Here is a 25,929-nt window from a genome sequence, read left to right on the forward strand (position 1 = left end):
GCTGGCGCGTATGGATCTTCAGGAGACCACGCGGCGGGTCCAGGAGGGGCTCGCCGTCGAGACGAAGGTGGTGCGGTTCCGCGACGGGGCCCGCGAGGACGAACCGGACGACGCCGTACCCGCGGAGGTCGCGCTGCTCGTGGCGGACGGCTCCCCGGCCCGCGGTTTCGCCTCCTACTGCACCGTGGACATGGCACGGTTCCCCACCAACGTCGTCGACGGCGCGGGGCGGCGGGTGGCCAGTGAACTGATCACCGTCGGCCGCGCCGGGCAGCGGGAGTTCTCCGACCTCCTCGCCGCGTGCGCCTTCGCGGTGGCGGGCGGCTCGCTGCACGTGACGCCGCTGGCGATGATCCCCGACGCGGTGGAGGCCTCGGCCCCCGGACACGCCACGCGGCATGCACTGCTGGTGCCGCCGTTCATCTGGCCGGAACTGCCGATCGTGGTCGAGGAGGACGCCGACGACGAAGCCGGGCTGCCGGCGCAGGTGACCACGTGGTTGCAGGTCGTGCCGATCTCGGACGGGGAATTCCGGTACGCCACCGACCACGGCGCGCAGTCGCTGTTCGACAGGCTCGAACGCGCCGGGGCGGACGTCTCGGATCTCGACCGCGCGTCGGTGATCTGATCCGGCCGGGTGCCGGTGCGAAGCGATGCGGCATCGACGGCGGGATAGCCTGGTGCGAACGTGTGGCGTGAGAGGAGCTGTGCCGCGGTGGACGCAGTGAGGCAGGGGACGGCGGGCGCAGCCGGGCGGTGGCGCCCGTTGGGGGCGCCCGCGGGCGGCGACGATCCGGACGCCCTCGTCGTCGGGGACGTGGCGATGTCGCGCACGGAGCTCTACGCCGCTGCGACCGCCGTGGCCGAGAGGATCGCCGGCGCCGAGCGGGTGGCGGTGCTCGCCGGGCCCACGGCGCAGACCGCGCTGGCGGTGCTCGGCGGGCTCATCGCCGGGGTCACCGTGGTGCCGGTCCCGCCGGATTCCGGCCCCGGGGAGATCGGGCACATCCTCCGCGATTCCGGCGCGCAGGCGTGGCTCGGCGCCGCGCCGGAACCGGCGGACGGCGTACCGGCGCTGCCCTTCGTGCCGGTGCGGCTGCACGCACGATCGTGGCATGCGTTGCCGGCGCCGGATCCGGCGTCGCCGGCCCTCATCCTGTACACCTCGGGCACCACCGGTGCGCCCAAGGGGGTGGTCCTGAGCCATCGGGCCATCGCGGCCGATCTCGACGGGCTCGCCGAGGCGTGGCAGTGGACCGCCGACGACGTCCTCGTGCACGGGCTGCCGCTGTTCCACTTGCACGGGCTGGTGCTCGGCATCCTCGGCCCGCTGCGCCGGGGCGGCCGCGTCATCCACACCGTGCGCCCCACGCCGGAGCGCTACGCGGAGCACCGCGGCACCATGTACTTCGGGGTGCCCACGGTGTGGAGCCGCATTGCGGCGGCGCCGGAGGCGGCCCGCGCCCTCGCCGGTGCGCGCCTGCTCGTCTCCGGGAGTGCGCCGCTGCCCGTGCCCGTGTTCGACCGGCTGCGCGAGCTCACCGGGCTCGCTCCGATCGAGCGCTACGGGATGTCGGAGACGCTCATCACGCTGTCCACCCGCGCCGACGGCGAACGCCGGCCGGGCTGGGTGGGGAAGCCGGTGGCCGGGGTCGAGACCCGGCTGCGCGACGAGCACGGGGAGCCGGTGCCGCACGACGGCGCGTCGATCGGCGGCCTGCAGGTGCGCGGAGCGACCCTGTTCGACGGCTACCTCAACAAGCCCGACGTCACCGCGGCGGAGCACACCGAGGACGGGTGGTTCCGCACCGGCGACGTCGCCTGCATCGACGGCGGCGGATTCCACCGCATCGTGGGCCGCGCGTCGACCGACCTGATCAAGTCCGGCGGCTATCGTGTCGGCGCGGGCGAGGTGGAGGCGGCCGTGGCGGCGCACCCGGACGTCGCGGAGGTGGCCGTGGTGGGCGTGCCCGACGACGACCTGGGCCAACGGATCGTCGCGTTCGTCGTGGCGCGGGACGGGGAGGGGGCGCGGCGGCTGCGCGCCGATGGCGGCGCGTCGGTGATCGACACGGCGACGGCGTTGCTGTCGGCGCACAAGCGGCCCCGCGCGGTGCGCGTGGTCGACGCGCTGCCCCGCAACGCGATGGGGAAGGTGCAGAAGAAACAGCTGGCCGTGTAGTCGTCGCACTCTTCCTGTGACCGACGGCACACGGGGCTATCCTTGTGGCATGAGTGAGGGAGCCCAGCAGCATCTCGAAGCCTTGTTCTCCGATCACGGCGTGGGGGCGCTCGTCACCCTCAAGGCGGACGGCCGGCCGCAGATCTCCAACGTGATGTACTCCTTCGACCGCGGTCGGCAGATCTTCGAGGTGTCGGTGACCGACACCCGCGCCAAGACCACCAACCTGCGTCGCGATCCGCGGGTGAGCCTGCACGTGAGCGCTCCCGACGGCTGGTCGTACGCGGTGGCGGAGGGGCGCGCCGAGCTGAGCCCGCCGGCGTCGGATCCGCACGACGCGACGGTCACCGGCCTCGCCCTGTTGTATGAGAAGCTGCAGGGCGAGCATCCGGATTGGGACGAGTTCCGCACGGCCATGATCCATGAGCGTCGGCTGCTGCTGACGATCCACGTGGAGCGCGTGTACGGGGTCACCAGGGACTGACCGTCCATGCACGGTGCACAACCGGGAGCCCGCGGGGCCCGCGCTCGTCATGAGCCCGGGCCCCGCGGGTTTCCCGGACCATGGCAGATTCACCGTCCAACGCCCTCCGCGGCCGCGATGGCGGTGCCTGCCGCTCCGACCCTCTCATCACGGGGTCAGGCGACGAGCTTGTCCCTGAGGGTGGCGATGGTGTCGTCGTCGAGTCCGAGGCCCTCGGTCAGGTAGTTGTCGATCGAGCCGTAGTTCTCGTCGACCGCAGCCAGGCCGGCATCGAGGTAGGACTCGTCGACGACGAGCAGCGGCCTGACGGTGTCCGGATCGAGGCCGTAGTTCTCGAGTCCGGCGAGGGTCTTCTGGATCGACGCTGCGGAGTAGTCGTTGGTGGCCAGGTAGTCCTTGAGGATGGTGGCGTCATCGGCACCGGCGATGTGCTGGAGCAGCATCGCGGTCCACCCGGTGCGGTCCTTGCCCGAGGTGCAGTGGAACACCTGCGGGTCGTCGTTCTCGGCGAGGCCGGTCAGCAGGGTGCCGAACTGCGCGCGCGAATCGGCGTTCTCGACGAACTTGACGTACATGGCCTCCATGTAGTTCCGCCCTTCCTCGGGGGTGGTGACCTTCGGCTCGATGCCGAGGTCGGGGTTGCCCGCGATGTCGAGCATGAGGTTGCCGGAATCGATCGGCAGGCGGACGTACCCGGCGCCCTCGGGGACCTCGTCCGCGCCGCCGACCATGGGGAGTGCGATGTCGCCGTCGGTGCGCAGGTCGTAGACCGTGGTGATGCCGAGCGCGTTCAGCTTCGCCATGTCCTCGTCGGATACACCCACGAGCTGGTTGGACCGGTAGAACATCCCCTGCTGCATGCGCTTGCCGCCCGGCAGGGCGTAGCCGTCGCCGCCGTCGCCCGCCACGTCGCGGAAGTTGTCCACCGACGCGAAGCGGCCGGTGGTGGCGGTTTCCGCGGGCTGACTCGAACCCAGCGCGCTGGACGCGGTGGCCAGCGAGCCGGTGAAGGCGTCCATCGGTCCTGCCGCTGCGACGGCGCCACCGCCGAGCAGAAGGGCGCCGGAGGCGGTCAGCGCCGCCGCCGTGCGGACCGGGCGAGGAAACAGGGGGCGTGTCATGGGGATTCTCCTTGATGGTTCTTCTGACGGTGCGCGGCCGAACGCGGTCGTGGGGCTAGGGGGCGACGGCACCGATGTCGTCGAAGCCGTAGCGGGGGTAGGCGCCGATGACGGCCACCTCGAACAGCCCCTCCCCGGTGCTGGTCCGGCCGTCCTCGGTGAGCGTGCAGCGCGCCAGGTTGTCGATCGGGCAGAACATCCGCTTCCAGTCCTCGATGGAACTCGCGGGTTGCCGGAGCTGTTGGACGGCGAGTGCGCCCTGCCACATCCCGTGACGCCAGTCCTGTTCGAGCCCGTATCCGGTGCCCACGCCGATGTAGTTCGCCAGCACCGGTGTGCACTCCACACGCAGTGCCTCCCGCGTCCCGCCCTCGGGCAAGGGGCGGTGGAAGGTGAGCACCGCGCGGGACACTTCGCGCCCGCCCGGGTGGAAGGTCAACGCGTGCTCGGGGCGGCCGAGATGCTCGGGTTCGCGCGCCGGGTCCCGCCACACGCGGGTGGCGTCCTCGACGATCCGGCGCCCGCGGGCGTCCTCCTGCATGATCGTGATGATCACCGCATCGTCGAACTGCAGCACCGCGTAGATCCAGAAGAAGCAGCTCGGCTCCGCGGTCTCGGCGGCGCGGCGCCCGGGCGGCTCGGGTTCGCCGACCGGTCGTACGCCCCAGGAGCGGTCGCGGTTGCCGATCCACATCTCGTCGGTGACGGCGATGGACCCGCCGTCGACAATCAGGTGCCCCCGCCAGGATCCGGCCTGGACGAAGCGCTGCGTGTCGAAGGTGACGCGGCCCAGTGTGCGGTCGAAGTGGCGGGACTCGAGCCGGGCGGGCGCGGCGGCCGTGAAGGTGAGATCGAACGACAGGTCCGGCGTATCCTCCGACGGGGCGAGCACCACCCGCAGCGCGCGCAGTCCCTCGATCACCTCGATGCGGAACGGGCCGACGGAGGTGTCCATGCGGTCGGCGCCCAGGGCCTTCGAGGCGCGGGCCACGAGGTGATCGTCGCCGCGGCGGAGCACGGCGAAAGCGTCGGCCACGCCCAGGTTGGGGTATTGGCCCATGCCGATGATGAGGAACATCGGTCCGGCGGCGCCGTCGAGCCTCGGTGCGCAGTTGAAGTAGTAGCGGTCGTAGAAGTTGCGGTCCGAGGTGCCGACGTGCCGGAGAACCTCGGGGACCTGGTGGATCGGGTAGTCGTCGGACGGGGACAGGTCGGAAGCGTTCACGGCCGGCTCCCTCCGGTGTCGATGCCGGTCCAATACGTGTCCGCGAGCATCTTCTCCAGGCTCGCGCGATGCATGATCATGTCGTCGGGATCGTCCGGCGCCTCGGCCTGGCCGAACGCCACCGTGCGGCACTGGATGCGGAACATGATCACCGCCTGACGCAAGGCGGCATAGGTGACGAACCAGTCCAGGGAGGCGGGAGCGTGCCCGGCGAGGCGGGCGTACTCGTCGGCCACGTCGTCCCGGCGCAGCAGGCCGGGAAGCCCGGAAAGGTCGGCCGCTGCGGCGATGTCCTCGAAGAACCGGTGCAGGAAGATCATCCAGCCGAGGTCCATTTCGCGGGGCCCGAGCGCGGCCATCTCCCAATCGAGTACCGCGGCCGCGCGGAAATCCCGGTAGACGATGTTGCCGATGCGGGCGTCGCCCCAGCACAGCGCCGCCGGCCCGGGGATCTCCGGCAGGGTGTTCGCGAGCTGGTCGAGCGCGCGCTCGATCAGCGGCGAACGGGGACCGTCGGCGCACACCCATTCGTAGTAGGCGCGTTGCGCGGCAAGGTGATCACGCAGGGCGTCGGCGGCTGCGACGGGGCCGGCCCCGTCGGCGAGCCGTGGACAGGCGGACCAGGGCTCGGGGATCGCGTGCAGATCGGCGAGCACCTGAATGGACGAGGTCTGCAGTCGCGCGCGCTGGGGCTCGGTGCCGTCGGCCACCCAGGAGCCGAAATTGTAGGGCATCACGTCCGGGGGGATCTCGCCGTCGATGCGCTCCATCACCAGGAACTCGCGGCCCAGGTGGTCTGCGGAGTCCTCGAACCAGAGCACTTCGGGTACCGGGACCGCGCTCGCCGCGGAGACGGCACGCATGACGTCGGCCTGCAACGCGAGGTCGTAGCGGGGGAAGACGGGCATGGCGTCGTCGTGGGGAGCGAGACGTCCGACGAGGCGGCGGTCGACTGGCCCTTCGGGGCCGTTCCAGTAGGCGGTGAACATGATCGAGTCGCTCGACATGCCCGCCTCCGTGGGCACGCTCAGATCCGTCACGCTCGGTCGGGCCTCGGGTCCGAGGGTGCGTGCCAGCCACTCGCGCAGAGCGACGGTCAGTGTGCCGGTGTCGGTGCGTGATGCGGCGGGCCTGGCGTACTCGCCGAGGTCCGTGTCGCCGGATGTCTGAGGGGGTGTCATGCGGCTCCCGTCTGTGAGTTTCGTCTCGTAGGCTGCATTGCTCCACGTCGCCACCTAGGCAATACAGACCGTAACGGCTACGGCGATGAGAGAATGTAGCCGTTGAAACCGCGATATGCAATGGGTCACAAGGAGGTGTCATGACGCCGGTGGGCCACGAGGTGCCGTCACGATCTGGTGATGGCGTGCATAGACTTGGGCCGCAGCGGAATCCGGAGATCGACGCCTCGGTGCTGAAGGCGACACGTGAACTGCTTGTGGAACGCGGGTACCAGGCGGTGAGTATCGATGCGATCGCCTCGCGTGCGGGCGTAGGTCGCCCGACGGTGTACCGGCGTTGGCGGTCCAAGGCGCACATCGTGCACGACGCGATCTACCCCAGCATCGAGCCGACGCCGCTGGCGGAGGGCACGCTGGAGGATCGCCTGACCGCGCTCGTCACGGGTGCTTTTGCGCTGTTCGGCATGCCGCACGCCCGGGCCGGGGTGCCGGGGCTGATGTCGGAGACCCGCTCGGACCCCGAGCTACGGGCCAAGCTCGTCACCGAGCAGCTCGAGCCGGTGCGGCTGGCAGTGGCGCAGCTGATCGCCGAGGGCGTCGCCGCCGGTCAGGTCCGTGCCGACGCGGACGCGGACACCGTGGTGGACGTGCTCGCCGGAGCCGCCATCTTCGCACTGGGTGTGCGCAACGCCGACGATGCGCCGGTGCTCGCGGCGCGCGTGAGCGAGTTGATCATTCGCGGGATTCGGGTCGACCCGCGCTGATCAGCTCGGGCGGCTGTCAGTGCGATGCCGGCTCCAGCACGAACACGGGGATGCGCCGCGTGGTCTTCTGCTGGTACTCCGCGTACGGGGGGAACGCGGCGACGGCGCGCTCCCACCACACGGCGCGCTCGTCGCCGTGCACCTCGCGGGCGAGGAAGGTGCCCTTGGCCTCGCCGTCGCGCACCTGCACGCGCGGGTTCCTCGTGAGATTCCGGTACCAGACGGGATTCTCGGGGGCGCCGCCCTTCGACGCGACGGCCGCGTACACACCCCCGTGCTCGACGCGCATGACCGGGGTCTTGCGCAGTTTTCCGGACGTGGCGCCGATGTTGTCGACGATGACGACCGGCATCCCGTTCAGCTCCGTGCCGTCGGTGCCGCCGGAACCCTCGTAGAGCGCCACCTGGTCGCGGACCCACTGGGCGGGACTGGGCGCATACTCGGGCGCCCCGTCACCGCCGGCGTGGCCGGCGTCGTCGTGTGCTGTGCCCTCGTGGTTCGTGCCGTGGTCCATGCCCGATCCTCCCTGTCGCGTCGGGCGGCGCTGTGTCGCCCGGGCGTCAGCGCCGCTCCGTGCCGTCCTGGAGCCGGTCCGCCTCACCGGTCCCGGCGTTCCGCACTCCAGAATATGCCTCCCCGGCCCGGTGGTGCGTGCGCCACCACCGCGAGTTCAGCAGCGACAGCACCACCAGCACGACGAAGAACACCCCGGTGGCGATGAGCTGGTTGCGCGCGGCGGTATCGGTGCACATCAGTGCGACCAGGGCGAGGAGTCCGGCGAGGGTGAACCAGGTCAGATAGGGATGCAGCCACATGCGCAGCCGCAGCGTGCCCTCCTGCTCGAAGCGGGGCCGCAGCCGTAGTTGCGAGACTGCGATCATCGCCCACATCACGAGCAGGACGGCGCCGACGGCGTTGAACAGGATCGAGAGCAGCCGGTCCGGCAGCAGCCAGTTGAGCACCACGGTCACGAACGAGAAGAACACCGACAGCAGCACGGCGGCCCGGGGCGCGCCGTTGCCGGCCACGGTGCCGAACACCCGCGGCGCCTCACCGTTGCGCGCGAGCGAGAACACCATGCGTGCGGTGCCGTAGATCTGGGCGTTGAACGACGACAGCAGTGCCACCACCACGACCAGTTCCATGAACCCGGAGGCCAGCGGGATCTTCGCGACGTCGAGCACGGCGACGAAGGGGCTGGAGGCGAGCGCGCCGTCGGTCCACGGCAGCACCAGCACCATGATGGCGATCGAGCCGAGGTAGAACACTCCGATCCGCCAGACGACGTTGCGTACGGCGATGCCGATGGAACGCTCCGGATCCTCCGACTCCGCGGACGCGATGGCCACCAGTTCGATGCCCCCGAAGGCGAACGCCACCACCAGAAGCCCGCTGGCCACGCCGGACCACCCGTTGGGCATGAATCCGCCGTCGCCGAGGAAGTGCGTGAAACCCACCGGGTCGGTGCCCGGCAGCAGACCGAACACCAGCAGCACGCCCAGCACGAGGAAGGCGATGATCACGCCGACCTTGAGCGCGGCGAACCAGAACTCGAACTCGCCGAAGTTGCTCACTTTGCTGAGGTTCACGACCGCGAAGAAGACCACGAACACCAGCGCGATCACCCACTGGGAGACCCCGGGTATCCAGGAGTGCACGATCTCGGAGGCGCCGGTGATCTCGGCGCCGAGCACCATGATGAGCATCGCCCAGTACAGCCAGCCCATGGAGAACCCGGCCCACTGGCCGATGCCGAGGCGGGCGTACTCCGCGAACGATCCGCTGGCGGGCCTGGCGGCGCCCATTTCGCCGAGCATCCGCATGACGAGGACGACGATCACCCCGGCGAACACGTACGACAGCAGCACCGCCGGGCCGGCTGTGGCGATGCCCTCTCCGCTGCCGAGGAACAGGCCGGCGCCGATGGCCGAACCGAGCCCCATCATCGTGATGTGACGGGTCTTCAGCCCGCGGCCCAGGGCGCCGGTGCCGGCGGTGGACGAGGAGTCGGGGGTGCTCATGGTGGGGTGGGACCTCCGCCCGCTCAGTTCTTGTGCAGTGCGCTGTTGAGCGCGATGCCGGAGCCGGTGCGCGAAACCGCCTCGACGCTGCCGGTCTGCGAATTGCGCCGGTACAGCAGGCCGGACGTGCCGGACAGGGCCGCCGCCTTGACGACGGTCGTACCGGAGGAGCCGACGTCCGGGGCGTCGAGGAGGGTCACCTTGGTGCCCGCCGTGAGATAGAGCCCCGCCTCCACCACGCAGTCGTCGCCCAGGGAGATTCCTACCCCGGCGTTGGCGCCCAGCAGGCAGCTGCGGCCGATGGTGATGACCTGTGTGCCGCCGCCGGAGAGCGTGCCCATGATCGACGCGCCGCCCCCCACGTCGCTGCCGTCGCCCACGACCACCCCGGCCGAGATGCGGCCCTCGACCATCGACGCGCCGAGGGTACCCGCGTTGAAGTTGACGAAGCCCTCGTGCATGACGGTCGTGCCCTCGGCGAGGTGGGCTCCCAGGCGGACGCGGTCGGCGTCGGCGATGCGGACCCCGGCGGGCACGACGTAGTCGACCATCCGCGGGAACTTGTCGATCGAATAGACGGTGACGGGGCCGTCCGCGGCGAGCGCGGCCCGGACGGTTTCGAACCCCTGCGGAGCGCACGGGCCGTGGTTGGTCCACACCACGTTGGCGAGCAGGCCGAACAGGCCGTCCAGGTTGAGCCGGTGGGGTGCGACCAGGCGGTGCGACAACAGGTGCAGCCGCAGGTAGGCGTCATGGGCGTCGACGGGAGGGGCGTCCAGCGACGCGATGGTCGTCCGGACGGCGATGCGTTCGGTGCCGCGGCGCCCGTCCTTCCCGGTGAGCCCGGCCAGGTCTGCGGGGACGTCGCCGGCCTCGAGGCGGACGGTGCCCGCCCCGGCGCCGGCCGCGGCCCCCGCTCCGGGCGCATCGGCGCCGGTGTCCAACCGGGGGTCGGGGTACCAGGTGTCCAGTACCGTTCCGTCCCGGGTGATCGTGGCGACTCCGGTGCCGGTGGCGCCGTTTCGGTGCGTCTTCGCTGCAGGGCTCACGGGGGATCAGCCTACAACCGGAGCCCTGCGGTCGCCGGGGCGCGGGGATCGCGCGCGACGACCGTCGATACGCTGGCCGGATGGCGAGCCGAGACGCAACTGACGCTGACGACAGCACCGGGGCCGTCGTGCCGGACCGGCCGCGGCTCGACCTGGCAGGGGACGTCGCGGACCTCGCGGCGGCGCTGGTGGACATCCCCAGCGTCTCGCGCGACGAGGCGCTGATCGCGGACACGGTGGAATCGGCGCTCCGGGGGCAGGCCCCGCACCTGGAGGTGGTGCGCTCGGGCAATGCGGTACTGGCGCGCACCAGTCTCGGGAGGGCGCGCAGGGTGATGCTGGCCGGCCACCTCGACACCGTCCCCATCGCCGGAAACGTGCCGTCGCGCCGTGTGGCAGGGGCCGGCGACGTGGACGGCGTGCGGGGGGAGGCGCGCGGGGCGGACCTGCTCTACGGCTGCGGCACGGTGGACATGAAATCCGGCGACGCGGTCTTCCTGCACCTGGCCGCCACGCTCACCGCGCCGGTGCACGACATCACTCTGGTCCTCTACGACTGCGAGGAGATCGCCGCCGAGTACAACGGCCTCGGCCGGATCGAGCGCGATCTGCCCGGATGGCTGGCGGCCGACGTCGCCGTCCTGGGCGAGCCGTCCGACGGAGTCATCGAGGCGGGCTGTCAGGGCACTCTGCGGGTCCGCCTGACCACCGAGGGCGTGCGGTCGCATTCGGCGCGGTCGTGGCTGGGCGTCAACGCGGTGCACGGGCTCGCCCCCGTGCTGCAGCGGCTGGCCGGTTACGCCCCGCGGCAGGTCGACATCGACGGCTGCGTCTACCGGGAGGGCCTGCAGGCGGTGCGCGTCACCGGGGGCGTCGCGGGCAACGTGGTGCCGGATGCCGCGTCCATCGACGTGAACTTCCGGTTCGCGCCCGACCGCACCGCCGATGAGGCGCTCGAACATGTGCGTGAGGTGTTCGCGGGCATCGACGCGGGCATGGAGGTCACCGACCTGTCGCCGGGGGCGCTGCCCGGACTCGCCGCCCCCGCCGCGGTGGAGCTCGTCGCCGCGGCCGGCGGCAGGTTCCGGGCGAAGTACGGCTGGACCGACGTCGCGCGCTTCGCCGCGCGGGGCATCCCCGCCGTCAACTACGGGCCCGGCGACCCGAACCTCGCGCACACGCGCGGCGAGTTCGTCGACACCGCGCAGATCCACCAGGTTGCGCAAGTGCTGCGCTCCTACCTGACCACCGGCGTTCCGGCGTGACGCGGCGGTGCGGATAGCCTCGACCCCATGAGCGACAGACACCCCGACGGTTCCGCACGTCCGCGCGGCGACTTCGGCCCGCGCGACAGGCGCGCCACCGCGTCGACACCCGAACAGCGCCTGCTGGACCATCGGGGGCCGGGCGACTGGGTGCACACCGACCCGTGGCGGGTGCTGCGGATCCACAGCGAGTTCATCGAGGGCTTCGGGGCGCTCGCGGAGCTCCCCCGGGCGGTGTCGATCTTCGGCTCGGCACGGGTGGGGGAGACGTCGGACGCCTACCGCGACACGCGGCGGCTGGCGGGCAAGTTCGTCGACGCCGGGTACGCGGTGATCACCGGCGGCGGACCGGGGGTGATGGAGGCGGGAAACCGCGGTGCCACGGATGCCGACGGGCTTTCCGTGGGGCTGGGCATCGAACTGCCCCACGAACAGGGCATGAACCGGTGGGTGGAGCTGGGCCTGAACTTCCGGTACTTCTTCACCCGCAAGACCATGTTCGTCAAGTACTCGCAGGCCTTCGTGTGCATGCCGGGAGGTTTCGGCACGCTCGACGAGCTTTCCGAGGCGCTCACGCTGGTGCAGACCGGCAAGATCACCCGGTTCCCCATCGTGCTCGTGGGCACGGCCTTCTGGGACGGGCTGGTGCGCTGGTTGCGTGACGCGCTCGTGGCCGAGGGCATGATCGACGAGTCCGACATGGACCTGATCCACGTCACCGACTCGCTCGACGACGCGGTGCGCTTCGTCGTCGAGGCGCACCGGGAGCTGGATGAGGACGCGCGCCCGACGGTGGACGGGCCCACGGGCCCCGCGGGCGAGGTGGGGCCGCAGTGACGGGGGAGTTCACGGGCGGGCCCGTCGGCACCGGAACACGCGCGGTGTGCGTGTTCTGCGCGTCGGGCCCGGTTCCCGCGCGCTACGAGCGATTGGCGGCGGACGTGGGGGCCGCGCTCGCCGAGCGCGGCTGGACGCTGGTCTCCGGAGGCGGCCGGGTGTCGATGATGGGCGCGGTGGCCAGGGCGGCGCGGGCCGGCGGCGCGCGCACCGTCGGCGTGATCCCCCGTGCGCTCGTCGACATGGAGGTGATGGATTCCGAGTCCGACGAGCTGCTGGTGACCGAGACCATGCGTGAGCGCAAAACGTTGATGGACGCGCACGCGGACGCGTTCCTGGCGCTGCCCGGCGGCCTGGGCACCATCGAGGAGCTCAGCGAGGTGTGGACGGCGTCCACCCTCGGCATGCACGACAAGCCCGTCGTCCTCCTCGACCCGGGCGGGCATTACGGGGGACTGATGGCGTGGCTGCGGGCGATCGCCGGTGAGGGTTTCGTGCGGCACGAGGCGTTGGACCGGCTGCCCGTGGCGACGACGATCGATCAGGCGCTGGACCTGTGCGCGGGGACCGCGCGCACCAGCGGCACCGCGGTCCGTTCGGCCGGACGCGACGGTGCGGCGCCGGCCGGTGCCGCGCGGGACGGGGGACTGGCGTGATCGCCGCGGCGGCCACCGCCGCCGTGCCCGGAACCCTGTGCGGCCGCCCGGTGCGCGCCGACCGCGCACTGATCATGGCGATCGTCAATCGGACGCCCGATTCGTTCTACGACCAGGGCGCGGCATTCGAGGACGGCGACGCGCAGGCTGCGGTGGCGCGCGCGGTGGACGAGGGCGCCGACATCATCGACATCGGCGGTGTCAAGGCGGGCCCGGGCGACGAGGTGGACGAGGCGGAGGAGATCCGGCGCGTGGTGCCGTTCGTCGACTGGGTGCGGCGGCACTTTCCGGACCAGCTGATCAGCATCGACACCTGGCGTGGCACCGTGGCGAGGCATGCGCGCGAGGCAGGCGCCGATCTGATCAACGACACGTGGGCCGGCGCGGATGCGACGCTCGCCGGGGTCGCCGCGGAAACGGGCGCCGGACTGGTCTGCTCGCACACCGGCGGTGCGGTTCCGCGTACCCGCCCGCACCGGGTGCGCTACGACGACGTCGTCGCCGATGTGGTGGCGGAGGTGACGGCGGCGGCGCACCGTGCGGTGGCCGCCGGGGTGCGCCGTGACGGCGTGCTCATCGACCCGACGCACGACTTCGGCAAGAACACCTACCACGGGCTGGCGCTGCTGCGTCACGCAGACGCTCTGGTGGCGACCGGGTTCCCGGTGCTGATGGCGTTGAGCAACAAGGATTTCGTCGGCGAGACGCTCGGCGCCGAGCTGAGCGAGAGGATCGAGGGCACGCTCGCGGCCACGGCCCTGGCCGCGGCCGCGGGCGCCCGGGTCTTCCGGGTGCACGAGGTGGCGGCCACCCGCCGCACCCTGGAGATGGTCGCCTCCATCGCGGGCACCCGCGCGCCCGCCCGCACCGTGCGGGGGCTCGCGTGAGCGCGGACGGCCGGGGGACGGTGCGCACCTGGCACGAACCGGCCTGGACGGTGCCCGAACTCGTCGCGGCGAAGAACGGCCGGACCGTGTCCGTGGTGCTGCCGGCGCTCGACGAGGAGGCCACGGTGGCCGGCGTGGTGGAGTCGATCCTGCCGCTGGTGGGCGGGCTCGTGGACGACCTGGTGGTGCTCGACTCGGGATCCCGGGACCGGACGGCGCAGCGCGCGCGGGAGGCGGGCGCCCGCGTGGTCAGCCGCGAGGAGGCGATCCCGCAGGTGCCGCCGGTGCCGGGCAAGGGCGAGGCGCTGTGGCGCGCGGTGGCGGCGACGAGGGGGGACGTGGTCGTCTTCATCGACTCGGACCTCATCGAACCCGACCCGCGGTACGTGCCGAACCTCGTCGGCCCCCTGCTCACCGCGGAGGGGATCCACCACGTCAAGGGGTTCTACCGGCGGCCGCTGCGGATCAACGAGAGCGAGGACCCGCGCGGCGGCGGGCGCGTGACCGAGCTGGTGGCGCGGCCGATGCTGGCGGCGCTGCGCCCGGACCTCGCCGCAGTCCTGCAGCCGCTGGGCGGGGAGTACGCGGCCACCCGCGAACTTCTCGAAGCCGTCCCGTTCGCCCCCGGGTACGGCGTGGAGATCGGACTGCTTCTGGACACCTACCGCCGCTACGGCGCGGGCGGCCTGGCACAGGTGAACCTGGCCGTACGCAAGCACCGCAACCGCGACCTCATGGAACTGGGAGTGATGAGCCGCCAGATAATCGGAACGATGCTCCGGCGCTGCGGGATCGACGATTCCGGCGTGCCGCTGACGCAGTACTTCGCGCAGGACGGCGCGTTCGTGCCGCGCACGGCGGACCTCGCGCTGGACGACAGGCCGCCGCTGCGAAACCTGACCGCCGCAGGCCGCTCGGGGACCGGCGATGCCGGCGGAGGGGCGGGCGGATGCTGACCGCGATCCTGTACGTGGTGCTCATCGCGCTGGTGGCCGGGCTGCTGTTCGTCGTTGCCGCACTGGTGTTCGGCCGCGGCGAGGAGGCGGCACCACTTCCGCCCGGGGGATCGCCCGCCTGGTTGCCAGACCACGCGATCGACGGCGACGACGTGCGCGCATTGCGGTTCCAGCAGGCGTTCCGGGGATACAAGGCGTCCGAGGTGGATTGGGCATTGCAACGCCTCGCCAACGAGGTCGAGCGGTTGCGGGCCGTCGTCGCTGCGCAGGACGGGGCCCTGGGGGTGCATACGGAGGCCGAGACGGGCACCCGCGGAGGCGGTGCGCAGGCGGTTCCGGCGGTCCCGGCCGACCCGGACGAGGGTCCGGGGCGGTGTGGGGCGGCGGACGGCGATAGGGAAGAATAGTCGCCGTCGGCACTCACCTGCCGCGCAACACACATGCGGTCACGGGCCGGCACATCGGCCCGAGCACATCTGGAGGGAGCACACGATGGCGGCCATGAAGCCCCGGACCGGGGACGGTCCCCTCGAAGCGGCCAAAGAGGGACGCGGAATAGTCATGCGGGTCCCGCTCGAAGGCGGAGGCCGCCTGGTCGTCGAGCTCACCCCGGATGAGGCCGCCGCGCTGGGTGAGGAGCTCCGCGGCGTCACCGGCTGACGGCCGCGTCGTGGCGCGACAGTATTGATCGGTCGTGCGCCATCGATCGATCGTGTTCGTTCCGACAACCCCGCCGGACCCGGTCCGGCGGGGTTGTCTCATGACAGGAGCCGCCGGATGCGCGTGGGCGGCGCGGAGATCCGGACGGCATGAGCGGAGGTGACGGTGCGGATGTCCGAAGCTGATGCGGCGGGGGACGCCGTCGCGGATCCGCTCGCCGGGGTGGCGGACCTGCTCCGGTGCCCGGTGTGCGGCGGCACGGTAGCGGCGGACCGGCTGGCGGTGCGGTGCGGGGCGGCGCACACGTTCGACCGCGCGCGGCAGGGCTACGCGAGTCTGCTCGCCCGCCCCCTCAAGTTCCACGGGGACGACGCGGAGATGGTCGGCGCGCGCGGCGCCGTGCTGGCATCGGGGTTGTACGACCCGCTGCTGCGAGCGGTCGCCGCCGCGGGCGCGGATGTGCTGTCCGCGGTGGCGGCGGCTACGGGTTCGCGCGTCCCCACCGCGGTGGACCTGGGCTGTGGGACGGGGACCTACCTCGCTGGTGTGCTGGAGCAGGCCGGCGCGTCGGTTCGCGCGCGGGGAATCGGAATCGACGCGTCGAAGGCGGCGGTGCGCGCGGCCGCCCGGGCGCATCCGCGCGTCGCGGCGCTCCTCGGTGACGCGTGGGCGGAGCTGCCGATGGCGGATGGCGCCGCCGACCTCATCATGTCGGTGTTCGCCCCGCGCAACGCGGCCGCCTACCGCCGGGTGCTCGCGCCGGGCGGCGCGGTCATGGTGGTGGCGCCCGAGCCCGGTCACCTTGCGGAACTCGTCGACGGCATCGGACTGCTGCGCGTGGACGAACGCAAGAACGAACGACTGGCCGGGGCGTTGAGCGGCTTCGACGAGGTGCGGGCGGACACCGTCCGCTGGGCGATGCGCCCGACGCCCGAACAGATGGCGGCCATCGTCGGAATGGGCCCGTCCGCGCGTCACCTCGACAGTGCCGAGGTGCGATCGCGGATCGCACGGCTGCCCGCGGGGCTGACGGTGTCCGGTGCCGTCGCCGTACGCGTGTTCCGGCGGAGCGCCCCGGGGGCTTGCGTCCCTGCGCCGGGGTAGCGGCGACGGCGCGCCCCGCGCACGGACCCGTCCGGCGCGGGGCCGGCTCACGGAGGCGGGAGCGTCACATGCGGGCGGCGCAGAGCAGGCCGCCGCCCAGCGGCAGCAACGACGGCAGCAGCAGATCGTGCTCCGCCGCGGTGCGCAGCGCCTCGCGGGCGTCGACGGCGGCCGGGCTCCGATTCGCAGTGTCGAGCGCGGCGGGGCTGCCGGCCTCGATGAGACCGTGCATCACGACCACGCCGCCCGGACGCAGGAGGCGGACGGCCTCGGCCAGATACCGGGCGTGGTCTGTGCCGCCGCAGTCGACGAACATCATCTCGTACGCGTCGTCCGCCAGCCGCGGCAACACCTCGAGGCCACGGCCGCCGATCAGCCGCGTGCGCGCGGAGGCGATCCCCGCGGCGGACAGGGCGGTGCGGGCGGTGCGCTGGTGCTCCGGTTCGATGTCGATGGTCGTGAGCACCCCGTCGTGGCGCATGCCGCTGAGCAGCCACTGCGCACTGACACCGGCGCCGGTGCCCACCTCGACCGCGGTGCGGGCGTCGGCCATGCGGGAGAACATCGCCAAGGCCGCGCCGACGGCGTCGGATACCGCGTCCACCCCCAGGTCGGCAGCGCGCTCATGCGCGTCGGCCAGCGCCGCGGGGTCCGGAACCGGTGCGGCGGCGCCGGCGGCGCGGGCGGTCATGCGGTCGCCCGCGAACGCGGCGGCGGAGGAGGATGCGGCGGAGTCCACGGTGCGGTCGTCTTCGGTCACGCCAGTGAGCGTATCGCGGCGCGGGGAGGCGCACGGCGGGGTGCGCATGCCGGGCGCGCCGCGATTCTCAGCAGAACCTCAGGTTGCTCCCAGCGTGGACACACGCCGGGGCGGGAGAGTTGTCTCATACGCGGAGGCATCTCCCGGCGGCCCGGATTCTGGTCGCGGGTGTACGCGTGTCGTTGCTCGGGAACGCCGGAACCGGTGGGACGCCGGAACAAAACGAGGGGCAGGGGTGTTGTGACGGAAGCGAGGACTGCGCTCGACAGTGGTGCGCAACCGCAGGACGCCATGGCGACAGGAGGCGACAGCGTGCAGCGAGCCGCGACGACCGGCACAGTGGAGCCTGCGGCCGTCCCGGACACGGCGGGGACTCCCGCCCCGGAGCCGGAGGCCGATCACGGCACGGCGGTGTTCGACGCGACGGGCGACCCGGCGGCCATGCCGAGCTGGGACGAGCTGGTCCGGCAGCACGCCGACCGGGTCTATCGGCTCGCCTACCGGCTCTCCGGGAATGTGCACGACGCCGAGGATCTCACGCAGGAGACGTTCATTCGCGTCTTCCGTTCGCTGTCGAGCTATCGAGCCGGGACTTTCGAGGGATGGCTGCACCGGATCACGACCAATCTCTTCCTGGACATGGTCCGCCGGCGCAACCGGATCAGGATGGAAGCGCTGCCCGAGGACTACGACCGGGTGCCGTCCGATCGGCCGGATCCGGAGCAGATCTACCACGACTCGCGCCTGGCTCCGGACCTGCAGCGGGCCCTGGCCTCGCTGGCGCCCGAGTTCCGTGCGGCGGTGGTGCTCTGTGATGTGGAGGGGTTGTCCTACGAGGAGATCGCGGCCACGCTCGGCGTCAAATTGGGTACGGTGCGAAGCAGGATCCACCGCGGCCGGCAGGCCATTCGTGAGCACCTCGCCGCGGCCGACGCCGCAGCGCAGCAGGGCGTGGAAGGCGGCGCAGCGCGGTGAGCCGAGGGGCGCATGGAACCGGCACCCGCAGGACCGGTGTCGGCCCCGCGGACGGTGGTGGTCCGGCGGGCGGCGGCGGTATCGACGGCGGAAAGGGACGGCGGATGTTCGACTCGGCATGGCGTGGACGTCCCTCCGGCTCGCAGTTCTCCCTCGGAGCCGGAGCCGGCGACACCGGTCACCTGGCCACGGAGGCGGTGGCGGCCTATGTGGACGGCGAACTGCGGATGAGTGCCCATCTGCGGGCATCGGGGCATATCGCGGAATGTCCGCTGTGCGCGGCGGAAGTGGACGCGCAGGCGCATGCCCGCGCGGCGCTGCAGTCGTCCGCGGTGCCGCGGCTGCCGGAGAATCTCCTGGTGGACCTGCGATCCATCCCGCAGAAGGCCGTACCGTCCTTCGACGATGGGCAGCACGGCCGCCCGCAGCGCGGCGGACCGACGCAGCGCAGGCGTCGCTTCTTCTGAGCCCGCGCCGACGGAGTGGCGGCGGCGGGCCGGGCCGGCTCCCGCTCCGGTGCACGCGCCCGGTGCGGTGCGTCCGCGGGCGATGGCCAATACTGTGGGCTGCAGTCCGCACGGCGGGCGGCGCGCGTCCTGGTAGGGCGTGCCGGCCACTGCCTGCGGCGACGTCGCGGGTGCCGGAAGCGGTACGGACCGGGTTCGAAACGACGGGGACATCGACGGCCGGAGTGCCGGAGGGGACGCAGGTGAACAGCGAATCGGAAGGCGACTCCACGCCGGGGACGGACGATGACGTGCGCACCGGTGAGGGGGTGCAGGCCGGTGGCGCTGCGCGCACAGGGCGATCCGACGGTGCCGCACCGACGGGCTTCGACGTGCCGGCGAACGGCAGGTTGCGACCGTCGCCATTGCGCAAACCCGAGGTGGGACCGGAACAGCAGCAGGCCTTCAGCCGGCCGGACGGCGCCGCCGCGCTGGGGGCGCCGCCGCGCGCCGGAGACGCGCCGCACACGTCCGCACGCCCGGTCGACCCGGTTCTCGCCGAGGCGTACGGCCGTCCGCCCGGCGAGCACGACGGAGTGCAGCGGGATCCCGCCGCCGCAGCGGGGGCGGACGCGCCGGGCGCACCCCCGCGGCGGGCCGACCCGTGGCGCGACCCCGCGTCCGCTGCGCACGCGGAGACGCCGAGCCCCGACGGCCGCGGCACGCCGCAGGCCGCTGCGGACCGGATGGGGGTGCGGGACGTGCTCCTCGGCGGTCGGGTGGCGCCGCGTGCACTGGCCGTCATCGGCGTTATCGCGCTCGCCATCGGGGTGCTCGGCGGGCTCATCGGCCGCTACACGGCCGAAGTGTCGAGTTCGCTCACCAGCTCGTCGGTGCAGCTGGTGCAGCCAGAGGACGAGAACACGGATCCGCCGGCGAACAGGACTGTGGCCATCGCGTCGGCGGTCGTCCCGTCCGTCGTGTCGATCCAGGTGACCTCGCCCCAGGCGGTCGGTTCGGGCTCGGGCGTGGTGATCGACGGCGGCGGCTACATCGTGACCAACAACCACGTGATCTCCAAGGCCGCCACCGAGCCGGAGAACACCGAACTGCAAGTGGTCTTCTCCGACGGGCAGTCCGTTCCGGCCCGCATCGTCGGCCGTGACACGAAGACCGACCTGGCCGTCGTCAAGGTCGACGACGTCGACGATCTGACCGTCGCCCGGCTGGGCGATTCGGACAAGATCCAGGTGGGCGCCGACGTGGTCGCGGTCGGATCGCCGTTGGGGCTCAACAGGACCGTCACCGAAGGCATCGTGAGCGCGTTGGACCGTCCCGTGCCGCTCTCCGGTGACGGCACCGACACCGACGCGGTCATCGACGCCATCCAGACGGATGCGGCGATCAATCCGGGCAACTCCGGCGGTCCCCTGGTGGACGTCGAGGGGAAGGTCATCGGCATCAATACCGCGATCCGCACGCTCGGCGCGGACAGCAGCGGGTCGATCGGGCTCGGGTTCGCGATCCCGGTGAACACGGTGGCGGAGGTGGCGCAGGAGTTGATCCGGAACGGTGTCATGCACCACCCGGAGATCGGCGTCAACGCCCGCACGGTGTCCAACGACCGGGTCACCGGCGCCGAGGTGGCCAACGTGCAGGCCGACAGCCCGGCGCAGAAGGCGGGGATCCTCGAAGGCGATGTGATCGTCAAGGTGGGGGATCGGACCATCGCCGGCTCCGATGAGCTGACGGTGGCCGTGCACGAGCTGACGATCGGCAAGCCGGCCACGGTCACCCTGGTGCGCGACGGTCACTCCGTCACCGTCGATGTCACCCCCCAAAGCGACTGATCGGGCGAAGGGCGGTACCGCCGGCCGCAGAGTCATCGCGGCGGCCAGGGCGCGCCACGGCGGGCCGATCCGGTGTCGACGCGGCGCGCCCGCGCGCGACCACGTACTCTGAGCGTGTGTTCGGCAATATCGGTTGGGCTGAGATGGTGATCATCGTGATCGCCGGTCTCGTCATCCTGGGCCCCGAGCGGCTGCCCGGCGCCATGTCCTGGCTGGCGCGCACGGTCAAGCAGGTCCGCTCGTACGCCACCGGTGCGCAGACCCAGCTCCGTGAAGAGCTGGGGCCGGAGTTCGAGGATCTGCGCAAGCCGCTCTCGGAGCTGCAGCAGCTGCGCGGCATGACGCCGCGCGCCGCCATCACCAAGCACCTGCTCGACGGCGATGACTCGCTGTTCACCGGTGAGTTCAACACCGAGGACGACGGCGCGCGGAGGACACGCAACGGGGCTATGGGCATCAATGGTGCCGCGGGGGCGGATGGCGGTGCTGGGACCGGTGGTGCCGGCGACGGGGCGGCCCCGTCGCACGGCGGGCACGGTGGTGCTGTGCACGGCGGCGGAATCGACGGGGACGGGCATTCCGCACCACGAACGGACTCCCGGGGCGCAACGCCGCCGACGGCGCGGGGCGGGCCCGCCGTCTACGACGTGGACGCCACCTGACCGCACCACGACGGCCGATCAGCCGCAGCTGGCGGCCGCCGAGCGACGACGAGACCCCCACGCGCGGGCGTGGGGGTCTTCGTGTCGCACATCCTGCCGGTCAGCGTCCTGCGGGGTCGATGCTCAACGACATTCCCGCAAGCCCGCGCTTGCGCACGCTCAGTTTCTCCGCGATGGCGTTCAGGGCCGCCCCGGCCGGCGTGTCCGGTCCGGACAGCACGATCGGCGTGCCCTCGTCACCGGCCTCGCGCACCGCAGTATCCAGCGGCACCTGCCCCAGCAGCGGCACGTCGGCGCCCATGGCGCGCGTCAAGTTGGCGGCGACGGCCTTGCCGCCCCCGGCGCCGAAGACCTCCATCCGGGTGCCGTCCGGCAACTCGAGCCACGACATGTTCTCGATGACGCCGGTGATGCGCTGACGCGTCTGCAGGGCGATCGCCCCCGCACGCTCGGCCACCTCGGCGGCAGCCTGCTGCGGCGTGGTCACCACGAGGATCTCCGCACCGGGGATCAGCTGGGCCACCGAGATGGCGATATCGCCGGTGCCCGGGGGGAGGTCCAGCAGGAGCACGTCGAGGTCGCCCCAGAAGACGTCGGCGAGGAACTGCTGCAGCGCACGGTGCAGCATGGGGCCGCGCCAGACCACCGGCGCGTTGTTGTTGGTGAACATCGCGATCGAGATCAGCCGCACATCGTGGGAGATGGGCGGCATGATCATCTTCTCCACCTGGGTGGGGCGGGCGTCGGTGCCCATCATGCGCGGCACGGAATGGCCGTAGATGTCCGCGTCGAGCACGCCGACGGACAGACCGCGGGCGGCCATCGACGCGGCGAGGTTGACGGTGACGCTGGACTTGCCGACGCCGCCCTTGCCGGAGGCGACGGCGTACACGCGCGTCATCGAACCGGGCTGTGCGAACGGGATCACCGGGTCGGCGGAGTCGCCCCGCAGGCTCCGGCGGAGCTCGGTGCGCTGCTCGTCGCTCATCACGTCGAGCTCCACGCGCACCGCGGCCACCCCCGGCACGTCGGCGGCGGCGCGGGTGACGCGGTCGCTGATCTCGCTGCGCATGGGGCATCCGGCAACCGTGAGGTAGATGCCGATGTCGACGGTGCCGTCGTCGGCGATATCGATGTTGCGGACCATCCCCAGTTCGGTGATGGGCTTGCGGATCTCCGGATCGTCGACGCGGGCCAGCGCCGCGCGGACTGCGGATTCGGTGAGCTCGGTCATCGCTTCCGATCATAGGACGAGTGACGCCGCCACGGGCAATCCCGCCGCCCGGTTGCAATCCAGGTCACCTGTCGGGATGCGGCGGAAGGCCCTCGCGCCGTCACTTGAACGAATGTTCCTTTTGCGCGAACATACACCGCGAAAAAGCCGGTGTCGGGCCCCGCGCCGTGTCCGCCGGTGCCGGACTCAGGGAGCCGGCGGGGCGGGGGCGGGCTGCCCTGGCGCGGGTGCGGCGCCGGGCGCCCCCTCGTCGGTGGCCGGAGGTGCAGGCTCCGGGGCGGGGGGAGGCGGCGGGCAGTTGAACAGGCACGGCAGCTCGATCTTGGGCAGTTCGATCTTGGGCAACTGCACCGGAGGCAACCCCGGTACCTCGACCGTCGTGGCGGGGATATCGGTGCCGGGGAGGGTCTCCGGCTCCGGTGCCTCGGCGGGCGCGGGCGGATCCGGGAGAACTTCGGGGGTGGGCGCCGGGTCCGCGCCGTCCGGCGCGTCGATGGCCTTGTCGTCCGGCGAGATCGGCGGCAGTTCGCTGGGCGTGGGGTAGGCGCCGGTGGCGTAGGCATGCGCCCAGGCCTGCACGTTCTTCACGTAGGCCATCGAATGGTTGTAGGTGAGGATGGCGCCCGTCGTCGCTTCGGGGTCGGCGAGGTTCGCCCCGGACGCGCACAGGAGGCGGCCGGCGGCGAAGGTCGCGTCGTAGACGTTGTTGGGGTCCGCGGCGCCGTCGTTGTTCCCGTCGGCGCCGTAGTGGTTCCACGTGCCGGGCATGAACTGCATCGGCCCCACCGCCCGGTCGTAGGAGGCATGGCCGTCGAGTGCCCCGCCGTCCGTGTCCGTGATGACGGCGTTCCCGGCCAGGTGCCCGTCGAGCACCGGCCCGAGGATCTTGGTCGTCGTGTTGCCCCGGGAGTCCGCCGCGCCTCCGGAAGCGTGGCCGGATTCGATCTTGCCGATGCCCGCCAGCAGGTACCACGGCAACCCGCAGGAGGGCTGGACCTGCGCCATGAGATCTGCGGCGTGCTTGTAGGCGTTGAGCATGATGCCGGGGATGCCCAAGGGGCCGGGGGCGTACTGCACCACGTCGCCGACGAGCGCCGCGGGATTGACGGGCGCGTCGCCGCCCGCGGTCGGAACCGACGCGGCCGGCGCGGGGGCGGTGCGGTAGCTCGGAATGGGCCGCAGCGCGGAGTCGACGACCCCCGCGGGCGTGGGCCGGGTGGCCTCTTGCGCGGTGATGCGGACCTGCATCGACCGCTCGGCGGGGGAGGCGTGCGACCCGGGCAGGCCGGTGCCGGGCCCGGCGGCGGCCAGCGCGGCAAGGCCCAGAGGGAGGAGGGCGATGAGCGCGGCTCGTGTCTGCCAGCGATGCGGCATTGCCGACGGTGATGATGCTGTGCGCCGACGGCGTTTCAGTGCCGCCCTCCACGAACCGCTCAACTGCACGACCCCCATCCAGACCGAGACCCGAATGTGACCAAGGCTACAGAACGTCCGGGACGCCCGCAGTGTGAATCGCGAACGCGTGGCGGCGCATCGCGGACGGAGGCGGAGTGCGCGGACGTGTCGATGATCACACTGGTGCCATCGTGCCGTGTACGCGCAGGCGTTACCCGCCCCGTGGACGGTCCAGTGGTGCGTGCTGCACGTGCGATGCGGTGTCCGCACCGGGGTCGTGCGGCCGGCGGGCGGCATCGGACCCGTCGGCCGCGTGCCGGGCGGCGCCGGTCTGCTCGAGGAGCTCACGGATGTCGTCGAGCTCGCGTCGCAGGTAGTCGCGGGTGGCGACCTCGCCGACCGCGATCCGCAGTGCGGCGAGCTCGCGTGCCAGGAACTCGGTGTCCGCCTTCGTCTGCGTCGCGCGGGCCCTGTCCTCCTCCATGGACACGCGGTCGCGGTTCTCCTGCCTGTTCTGCGCCAGCAGGATCAGCGGTGCGGCGTAGGCGGCCTGGGTGGAGAACGCCAGATTGAGCAGGATGAACGGATACGGGTCCCAGCGCAGCTTGACGGCGGCGACGTTGAGGATGATCCACACGACGACCACGATCGTCTGAATGGCCAGATAGCGGACGGTTCCGAAGAACCGCGCGATCTGCTCGCTGACCCTGCCCGCGGCCTCCGGGTCGACGTGCAGGTGGAGCCGCCGCCGGTCTCGCGGCGTGTCGAGGCGCTGCGACCCGGTGGCGCGGCGCGTGCGGGCATCAGGCATCGTCGGCCCCTCCCTCGGGCGGTCGGCCGTCCGGCGCGGCGCCGACGGCGCCACCGCGGAGCCGTGCACGCTCCGGTGCGGGGTCGTCGACCACGATCTCGGCATCGACCAGATCATCGTCGCGTTCACGCCAGTCGTCGGGCAGCAGGTGGTCGAGGAGATCGTCGACGCTGACCGCCCCCAACAGGTGGCCCTCATCGTCCACGACCGGCCCGCAGACGAGATTGTAGGTCGCGAAATAGCGGGTCACCCGGGCGAGGCTGTCGGCGGGATCCAGGCGTGGCAGGTCATTGTCGACGACACCGCCCACCATCGCGGCCGGCGGCTCGCGCAACAACACCTGCATGTGCACGCAGCCCATGTACCTCCCCGTCGGCGTCACCGTGGGCGGGCGGGTGACCAGCACCATGCTGGACAGGGCGGGGGTCAGGTCGGGATGGCGGAGGCGGGCCAGCGCCTCGGCGACGGTGGTGTCCGGCGTCAGCACCACAGGCTTCGGGGTCATGAGCCCGCCCGCGGTGTCCGGCGAATGCTCCAGCAGGCGGCGCACGGGCGCGGAGTCCTCCGGGTCCATCAGCTGCAGGAACGACTCGGCCTCCGGCTCGGCCAGCACGCCCAGCAGGTCCGCCGCATCGTCGGGGTCCATCGCCTCGAGCACGTCCACCGCGCGACTTTCACCCAAGTGGGTGAGCAGATCGGTCTGATCATCGGTGGGCAGCTCCTGGACGACGTCCGCCAGTCGCTCGTCGTCCAGGGCGGCGGCCAGCTCGTGGCGCCGCTTGTCCGGCAGCTCGCGCATCGCGATGGCCAGATCCGCGGGCCGCATGCCCTCGAACTGGGTGAGCAGCTCGGTGGCGCCCTGACCGGGCAGCGTCAGCGCGTACTGGTCGAGGCCGTCGACGTACTTCCAGTCGGTCACCCGGATCGCGGAGCGGCGGCCGAGCCGGGTGCGCCGCTTGCGCACCGCGACGCGGCCCACCACCCAGTCACGCGAGCGGGTGCGCTCCAGCCCCAGATCCACCACCACCGAGTCGCCGTCGGCGAGGTCGTCGAGCTCCGGATCGGTCACGCGCACGCGCGAGTCGAGGACCTCGCCGAAAACGAGCGTCTCGGTGGGGCGTCGGGTGAACCTGCGCAGCGAGACCGTGCCGGTGGTCAAGGTGATCGACGTGGGTTCGACGGCGGTGACGCGGAGCATCGGCACGAAAATGCGGCGCCGGGTGGCGAGCTCGATCACGAGCCCGAGCACACGCGGGGGCTGGCGCCCGAGCCGCAGGGCGATGACGAGGTCGCGCACCCTGCCGATGGACTCGCCGTCCGGGCCCAGGACCAGCAGTCCCGCGAGCCGGGCCGCGTACATCTTGTTCACCGGAGCCATGAGGCAAGGCTAAAGCGTGGGTGCCG

26 protein-coding genes and 1 pseudogene are annotated in these 25,929 nt (G+C 72.0%); 16 read left to right on the top strand and 11 right to left on the bottom strand.

The window, feature by feature from the left end; translation table 11 throughout:
- Positions 1-10 precede the first annotated feature (10 nt).
- From H4F70_RS08915 to H4F70_RS08925, 3 genes are all read left to right on the top strand, one after another.
- Complete coding sequence (locus H4F70_RS08915) at positions 11-628, top strand: suppressor of fused domain protein (RefSeq protein ID WP_182359876.1); 618 nt, start codon at positions 11-13, stop codon at positions 626-628.
- Positions 629-823: 195 nt separating this feature from the next.
- Positions 824-2,182 (top strand): acyl-CoA synthetase, encoded by a 1,359-nt coding sequence (locus H4F70_RS08920; protein WP_182360287.1) that lies wholly within the window; start codon positions 824-826, stop codon positions 2,180-2,182.
- Positions 2,183-2,231: 49 nt separating this feature from the next.
- A complete protein-coding gene (locus H4F70_RS08925) occupies positions 2,232-2,666 on the top strand; it encodes a PPOX class F420-dependent oxidoreductase (RefSeq protein ID WP_182359877.1) in 435 nt (144 codons plus the stop codon).
- 155 nt (positions 2,667-2,821) lie between these two features.
- On the opposite strand, the gene H4F70_RS08930 is transcribed toward H4F70_RS08925, so the two are convergent.
- From H4F70_RS08930 to H4F70_RS08940, 3 genes are read right to left on the bottom strand one after another with little or no spacing between them, the layout of a single operon-like run.
- Positions 2,822-3,787 carry a tyrosine-protein phosphatase gene (locus tag H4F70_RS08930; RefSeq protein WP_182359878.1) on the bottom strand — a complete coding sequence of 322 codons (966 nt, stop codon included), beginning with the start codon at positions 3,785-3,787 and terminating at the stop codon, positions 2,822-2,824.
- A gap of 55 nt (positions 3,788-3,842) precedes the next feature.
- Entirely contained in the window at positions 3,843-5,012 is a 1,170-nt protein-coding gene (locus tag H4F70_RS08935; protein WP_182359879.1) for an Rv3169 family protein, read from the bottom strand.
- Positions 5,009-6,193 (bottom strand): phosphotransferase family protein, encoded by a 1,185-nt coding sequence (locus H4F70_RS08940; RefSeq protein WP_182359880.1) that lies wholly within the window; start codon positions 6,191-6,193, stop codon positions 5,009-5,011. The genes H4F70_RS08935 and H4F70_RS08940 overlap by 4 nt, the downstream gene beginning before the upstream one ends.
- Before the next feature lie 140 nt (positions 6,194-6,333).
- Between H4F70_RS08940 and H4F70_RS08945 the strand changes: the two genes are divergently transcribed.
- Positions 6,334-6,957: a TetR/AcrR family transcriptional regulator gene (locus H4F70_RS08945; protein ID WP_182359881.1), complete on the top strand. Its 624-nt coding sequence runs from the start codon at positions 6,334-6,336 to the stop codon at positions 6,955-6,957.
- 16 nt (positions 6,958-6,973) lie between these two features.
- On the opposite strand, the gene H4F70_RS08950 is transcribed toward H4F70_RS08945, so the two are convergent.
- From H4F70_RS08950 to dapD, 3 genes are read right to left on the bottom strand one after another with little or no spacing between them, the layout of a single operon-like run.
- Complete coding sequence (locus H4F70_RS08950; RefSeq protein ID WP_182359882.1) at positions 6,974-7,471, bottom strand: nitroreductase family deazaflavin-dependent oxidoreductase; 498 nt, start codon at positions 7,469-7,471, stop codon at positions 6,974-6,976.
- A gap of 46 nt (positions 7,472-7,517) precedes the next feature.
- On the bottom strand, positions 7,518-8,978 hold the full coding sequence (locus H4F70_RS08955; RefSeq protein ID WP_182359883.1) for an amino acid permease: 1,461 nt from the start codon (positions 8,976-8,978) through the stop codon (positions 7,518-7,520).
- 23 nt (positions 8,979-9,001) lie between these two features.
- On the bottom strand, positions 9,002-10,027 hold the full coding sequence (gene dapD, locus H4F70_RS08960; RefSeq protein ID WP_182359884.1) for a 2,3,4,5-tetrahydropyridine-2,6-dicarboxylate N-succinyltransferase: 1,026 nt from the start codon (positions 10,025-10,027) through the stop codon (positions 9,002-9,004).
- Positions 10,028-10,107: 80 nt separating this feature from the next.
- Between dapD and dapE the strand changes: the two genes are divergently transcribed.
- From dapE to H4F70_RS09000, 8 genes are all read left to right on the top strand, one after another.
- The gene (gene dapE / locus H4F70_RS08965; protein WP_182359885.1) at positions 10,108-11,292 is read left to right on the top strand and encodes a succinyl-diaminopimelate desuccinylase; all 1,185 of its coding nucleotides are present in this window, start codon (positions 10,108-10,110) and stop codon (positions 11,290-11,292) included.
- 27 nt (positions 11,293-11,319) lie between these two features.
- Positions 11,320-12,129, top strand: a complete 810-nt coding sequence (locus H4F70_RS08970) for an LOG family protein (RefSeq protein WP_182359886.1) — start codon at positions 11,320-11,322, stop codon at positions 12,127-12,129.
- Complete coding sequence (locus H4F70_RS08975) at positions 12,126-12,785, top strand: LOG family protein (RefSeq protein WP_182359887.1); 660 nt, start codon at positions 12,126-12,128, stop codon at positions 12,783-12,785. The genes H4F70_RS08970 and H4F70_RS08975 overlap by 4 nt, the downstream gene beginning before the upstream one ends.
- Before the next feature lie 74 nt (positions 12,786-12,859).
- Entirely contained in the window at positions 12,860-13,672 is an 813-nt protein-coding gene (gene folP / locus H4F70_RS08980; RefSeq protein ID WP_182360288.1) for a dihydropteroate synthase, read from the top strand.
- Positions 13,669-14,628 (top strand): glucosyl-3-phosphoglycerate synthase, encoded by a 960-nt coding sequence (locus H4F70_RS08985; protein ID WP_182359888.1) that lies wholly within the window; start codon positions 13,669-13,671, stop codon positions 14,626-14,628. The genes folP and H4F70_RS08985 overlap by 4 nt, the downstream gene beginning before the upstream one ends.
- Positions 14,622-15,035 carry a DivIVA domain-containing protein gene (locus H4F70_RS08990; protein ID WP_182348159.1) on the top strand — a complete coding sequence of 138 codons (414 nt, stop codon included), beginning with the start codon at positions 14,622-14,624 and terminating at the stop codon, positions 15,033-15,035. Before H4F70_RS08985 ends, H4F70_RS08990 begins: the two co-directional genes overlap by 7 nt.
- Positions 15,036-15,120: 85 nt before the next feature.
- Positions 15,121-15,288, top strand: a complete 168-nt coding sequence (locus H4F70_RS08995) for a DUF3117 domain-containing protein (RefSeq protein ID WP_143907731.1) — start codon at positions 15,121-15,123, stop codon at positions 15,286-15,288.
- A 171-nt stretch (positions 15,289-15,459) separates the two neighbouring features.
- A complete protein-coding gene (locus H4F70_RS09000; RefSeq protein WP_182359889.1) occupies positions 15,460-16,392 on the top strand; it encodes a methyltransferase domain-containing protein in 933 nt (310 codons plus the stop codon).
- A gap of 64 nt (positions 16,393-16,456) precedes the next feature.
- Here the strand turns inward: H4F70_RS09000 and H4F70_RS09005 are convergent, their stop codons facing one another.
- The gene (locus H4F70_RS09005) at positions 16,457-17,200 is read right to left on the bottom strand and encodes an O-methyltransferase (protein ID WP_372497575.1); all 744 of its coding nucleotides are present in this window, start codon (positions 17,198-17,200) and stop codon (positions 16,457-16,459) included.
- 243 nt (positions 17,201-17,443) lie between these two features.
- Here H4F70_RS09005 and sigE point away from each other — a divergent pair, with 243 nt between their 5' ends.
- The 4 genes and pseudogenes from sigE to tatB form a co-directional block, all read left to right on the top strand.
- The gene (gene sigE, locus H4F70_RS09010; RefSeq protein WP_182359890.1) at positions 17,444-18,127 is read left to right on the top strand and encodes an RNA polymerase sigma factor SigE; all 684 of its coding nucleotides are present in this window, start codon (positions 17,444-17,446) and stop codon (positions 18,125-18,127) included.
- 104 nt (positions 18,128-18,231) lie between these two features.
- A complete protein-coding gene (locus H4F70_RS20910; protein ID WP_182348156.1) occupies positions 18,232-18,594 on the top strand; it encodes an anti-sigma factor in 363 nt (120 codons plus the stop codon).
- Positions 18,595-18,836: 242 nt separating this feature from the next.
- Positions 18,837-20,423, top strand: a complete 1,587-nt coding sequence (locus tag H4F70_RS09015) for a trypsin-like peptidase domain-containing protein (protein WP_372497576.1) — start codon at positions 18,837-18,839, stop codon at positions 20,421-20,423.
- Positions 20,424-20,539: 116 nt separating this feature from the next.
- Positions 20,540-20,917, top strand: a pseudogene (tatB, locus tag H4F70_RS20535) (Sec-independent protein translocase protein TatB); the annotation flags it as partial.
- A 268-nt stretch (positions 20,918-21,185) separates the two neighbouring features.
- On the opposite strand, the gene H4F70_RS09025 reads toward tatB, so the two are convergent.
- From H4F70_RS09025 to H4F70_RS09040, 4 genes are all read right to left on the bottom strand, one after another.
- Positions 21,186-22,319 (bottom strand): Mrp/NBP35 family ATP-binding protein, encoded by a 1,134-nt coding sequence (locus tag H4F70_RS09025; protein WP_182359893.1) that lies wholly within the window; start codon positions 22,317-22,319, stop codon positions 21,186-21,188.
- A gap of 186 nt (positions 22,320-22,505) precedes the next feature.
- Positions 22,506-23,693: a lytic transglycosylase domain-containing protein gene (locus H4F70_RS09030; RefSeq protein WP_182359894.1), complete on the bottom strand. Its 1,188-nt coding sequence runs from the start codon at positions 23,691-23,693 to the stop codon at positions 22,506-22,508.
- 232 nt (positions 23,694-23,925) lie between these two features.
- A complete protein-coding gene (locus tag H4F70_RS09035; protein ID WP_182359895.1) occupies positions 23,926-24,525 on the bottom strand; it encodes a DUF1003 domain-containing protein in 600 nt (199 codons plus the stop codon).
- Positions 24,518-25,903: a magnesium transporter MgtE N-terminal domain-containing protein gene (locus H4F70_RS09040; protein ID WP_182348152.1), complete on the bottom strand. Its 1,386-nt coding sequence runs from the start codon at positions 25,901-25,903 to the stop codon at positions 24,518-24,520. The genes H4F70_RS09035 and H4F70_RS09040 overlap by 8 nt, the downstream gene beginning before the upstream one ends.
- Positions 25,904-25,929 lie beyond the last annotated feature (26 nt).

This window comes from Tomitella gaofuii (genome assembly GCF_014126825.1).
Classification (GTDB): domain Bacteria; phylum Actinomycetota; class Actinomycetes; order Mycobacteriales; family Mycobacteriaceae; genus Tomitella; species Tomitella gaofuii.

What these genes read in the sequence shown, in the direction of transcription:
- H4F70_RS08915 (WP_182359876.1), top strand. Translation starts at nt 11, where the DNA reads ATGGATCTTCAGGAGACCACGCGGCGGGTCCAGGAGGGGCTCGCCGTC.
- H4F70_RS08920 (WP_182360287.1), top strand. Translation starts at nt 824, where the DNA reads ATGTCGCGCACGGAGCTCTACGCCGCTGCGACCGCCGTGGCCGAGAGG.
- H4F70_RS08925 (WP_182359877.1), top strand. Translation starts at nt 2,232, where the DNA reads ATGAGTGAGGGAGCCCAGCAGCATCTCGAAGCCTTGTTCTCCGATCAC.
- H4F70_RS08930 (WP_182359878.1), bottom strand. Translation starts at nt 3,787, where the DNA reads ATGACACGCCCCCTGTTTCCTCGCCCGGTCCGCACGGCGGCGGCGCTG.
- H4F70_RS08940 (WP_182359880.1), bottom strand. Translation starts at nt 6,193, where the DNA reads ATGACACCCCCTCAGACATCCGGCGACACGGACCTCGGCGAGTACGCC.
- H4F70_RS08945 (WP_182359881.1), top strand. Translation starts at nt 6,334, where the DNA reads ATGACGCCGGTGGGCCACGAGGTGCCGTCACGATCTGGTGATGGCGTG.
- H4F70_RS08950 (WP_182359882.1), bottom strand. Translation starts at nt 7,471, where the DNA reads ATGGACCACGGCACGAACCACGAGGGCACAGCACACGACGACGCCGGC.
- H4F70_RS08955 (WP_182359883.1), bottom strand. Translation starts at nt 8,978, where the DNA reads ATGAGCACCCCCGACTCCTCGTCCACCGCCGGCACCGGCGCCCTGGGC.
- dapE (WP_182359885.1), top strand. Translation starts at nt 10,108, where the DNA reads ATGGCGAGCCGAGACGCAACTGACGCTGACGACAGCACCGGGGCCGTC.
- H4F70_RS08970 (WP_182359886.1), top strand. Translation starts at nt 11,320, where the DNA reads ATGAGCGACAGACACCCCGACGGTTCCGCACGTCCGCGCGGCGACTTC.
- folP (WP_182360288.1), top strand. Translation starts at nt 12,860, where the DNA reads ATGGCGATCGTCAATCGGACGCCCGATTCGTTCTACGACCAGGGCGCG.
- H4F70_RS08990 (WP_182348159.1), top strand. Translation starts at nt 14,622, where the DNA reads ATGCTGACCGCGATCCTGTACGTGGTGCTCATCGCGCTGGTGGCCGGG.
- H4F70_RS08995 (WP_143907731.1), top strand. Translation starts at nt 15,121, where the DNA reads ATGGCGGCCATGAAGCCCCGGACCGGGGACGGTCCCCTCGAAGCGGCC.
- H4F70_RS09000 (WP_182359889.1), top strand. Translation starts at nt 15,460, where the DNA reads ATGTCCGAAGCTGATGCGGCGGGGGACGCCGTCGCGGATCCGCTCGCC.
- H4F70_RS09005 (WP_372497575.1), bottom strand. Translation starts at nt 17,200, where the DNA reads ATGCGCACCCCGCCGTGCGCCTCCCCGCGCCGCGATACGCTCACTGGC.
- sigE (WP_182359890.1), top strand. Translation starts at nt 17,444, where the DNA reads ATGGCGACAGGAGGCGACAGCGTGCAGCGAGCCGCGACGACCGGCACA.
- H4F70_RS20910 (WP_182348156.1), top strand. Translation starts at nt 18,232, where the DNA reads ATGTTCGACTCGGCATGGCGTGGACGTCCCTCCGGCTCGCAGTTCTCC.
- H4F70_RS09025 (WP_182359893.1), bottom strand. Translation starts at nt 22,319, where the DNA reads ATGACCGAGCTCACCGAATCCGCAGTCCGCGCGGCGCTGGCCCGCGTC.
- H4F70_RS09030 (WP_182359894.1), bottom strand. Translation starts at nt 23,693, where the DNA reads ATGCCGCATCGCTGGCAGACACGAGCCGCGCTCATCGCCCTCCTCCCT.
- H4F70_RS09035 (WP_182359895.1), bottom strand. Translation starts at nt 24,525, where the DNA reads ATGCCTGATGCCCGCACGCGCCGCGCCACCGGGTCGCAGCGCCTCGAC.
- H4F70_RS09040 (WP_182348152.1), bottom strand. Translation starts at nt 25,903, where the DNA reads ATGGCTCCGGTGAACAAGATGTACGCGGCCCGGCTCGCGGGACTGCTG.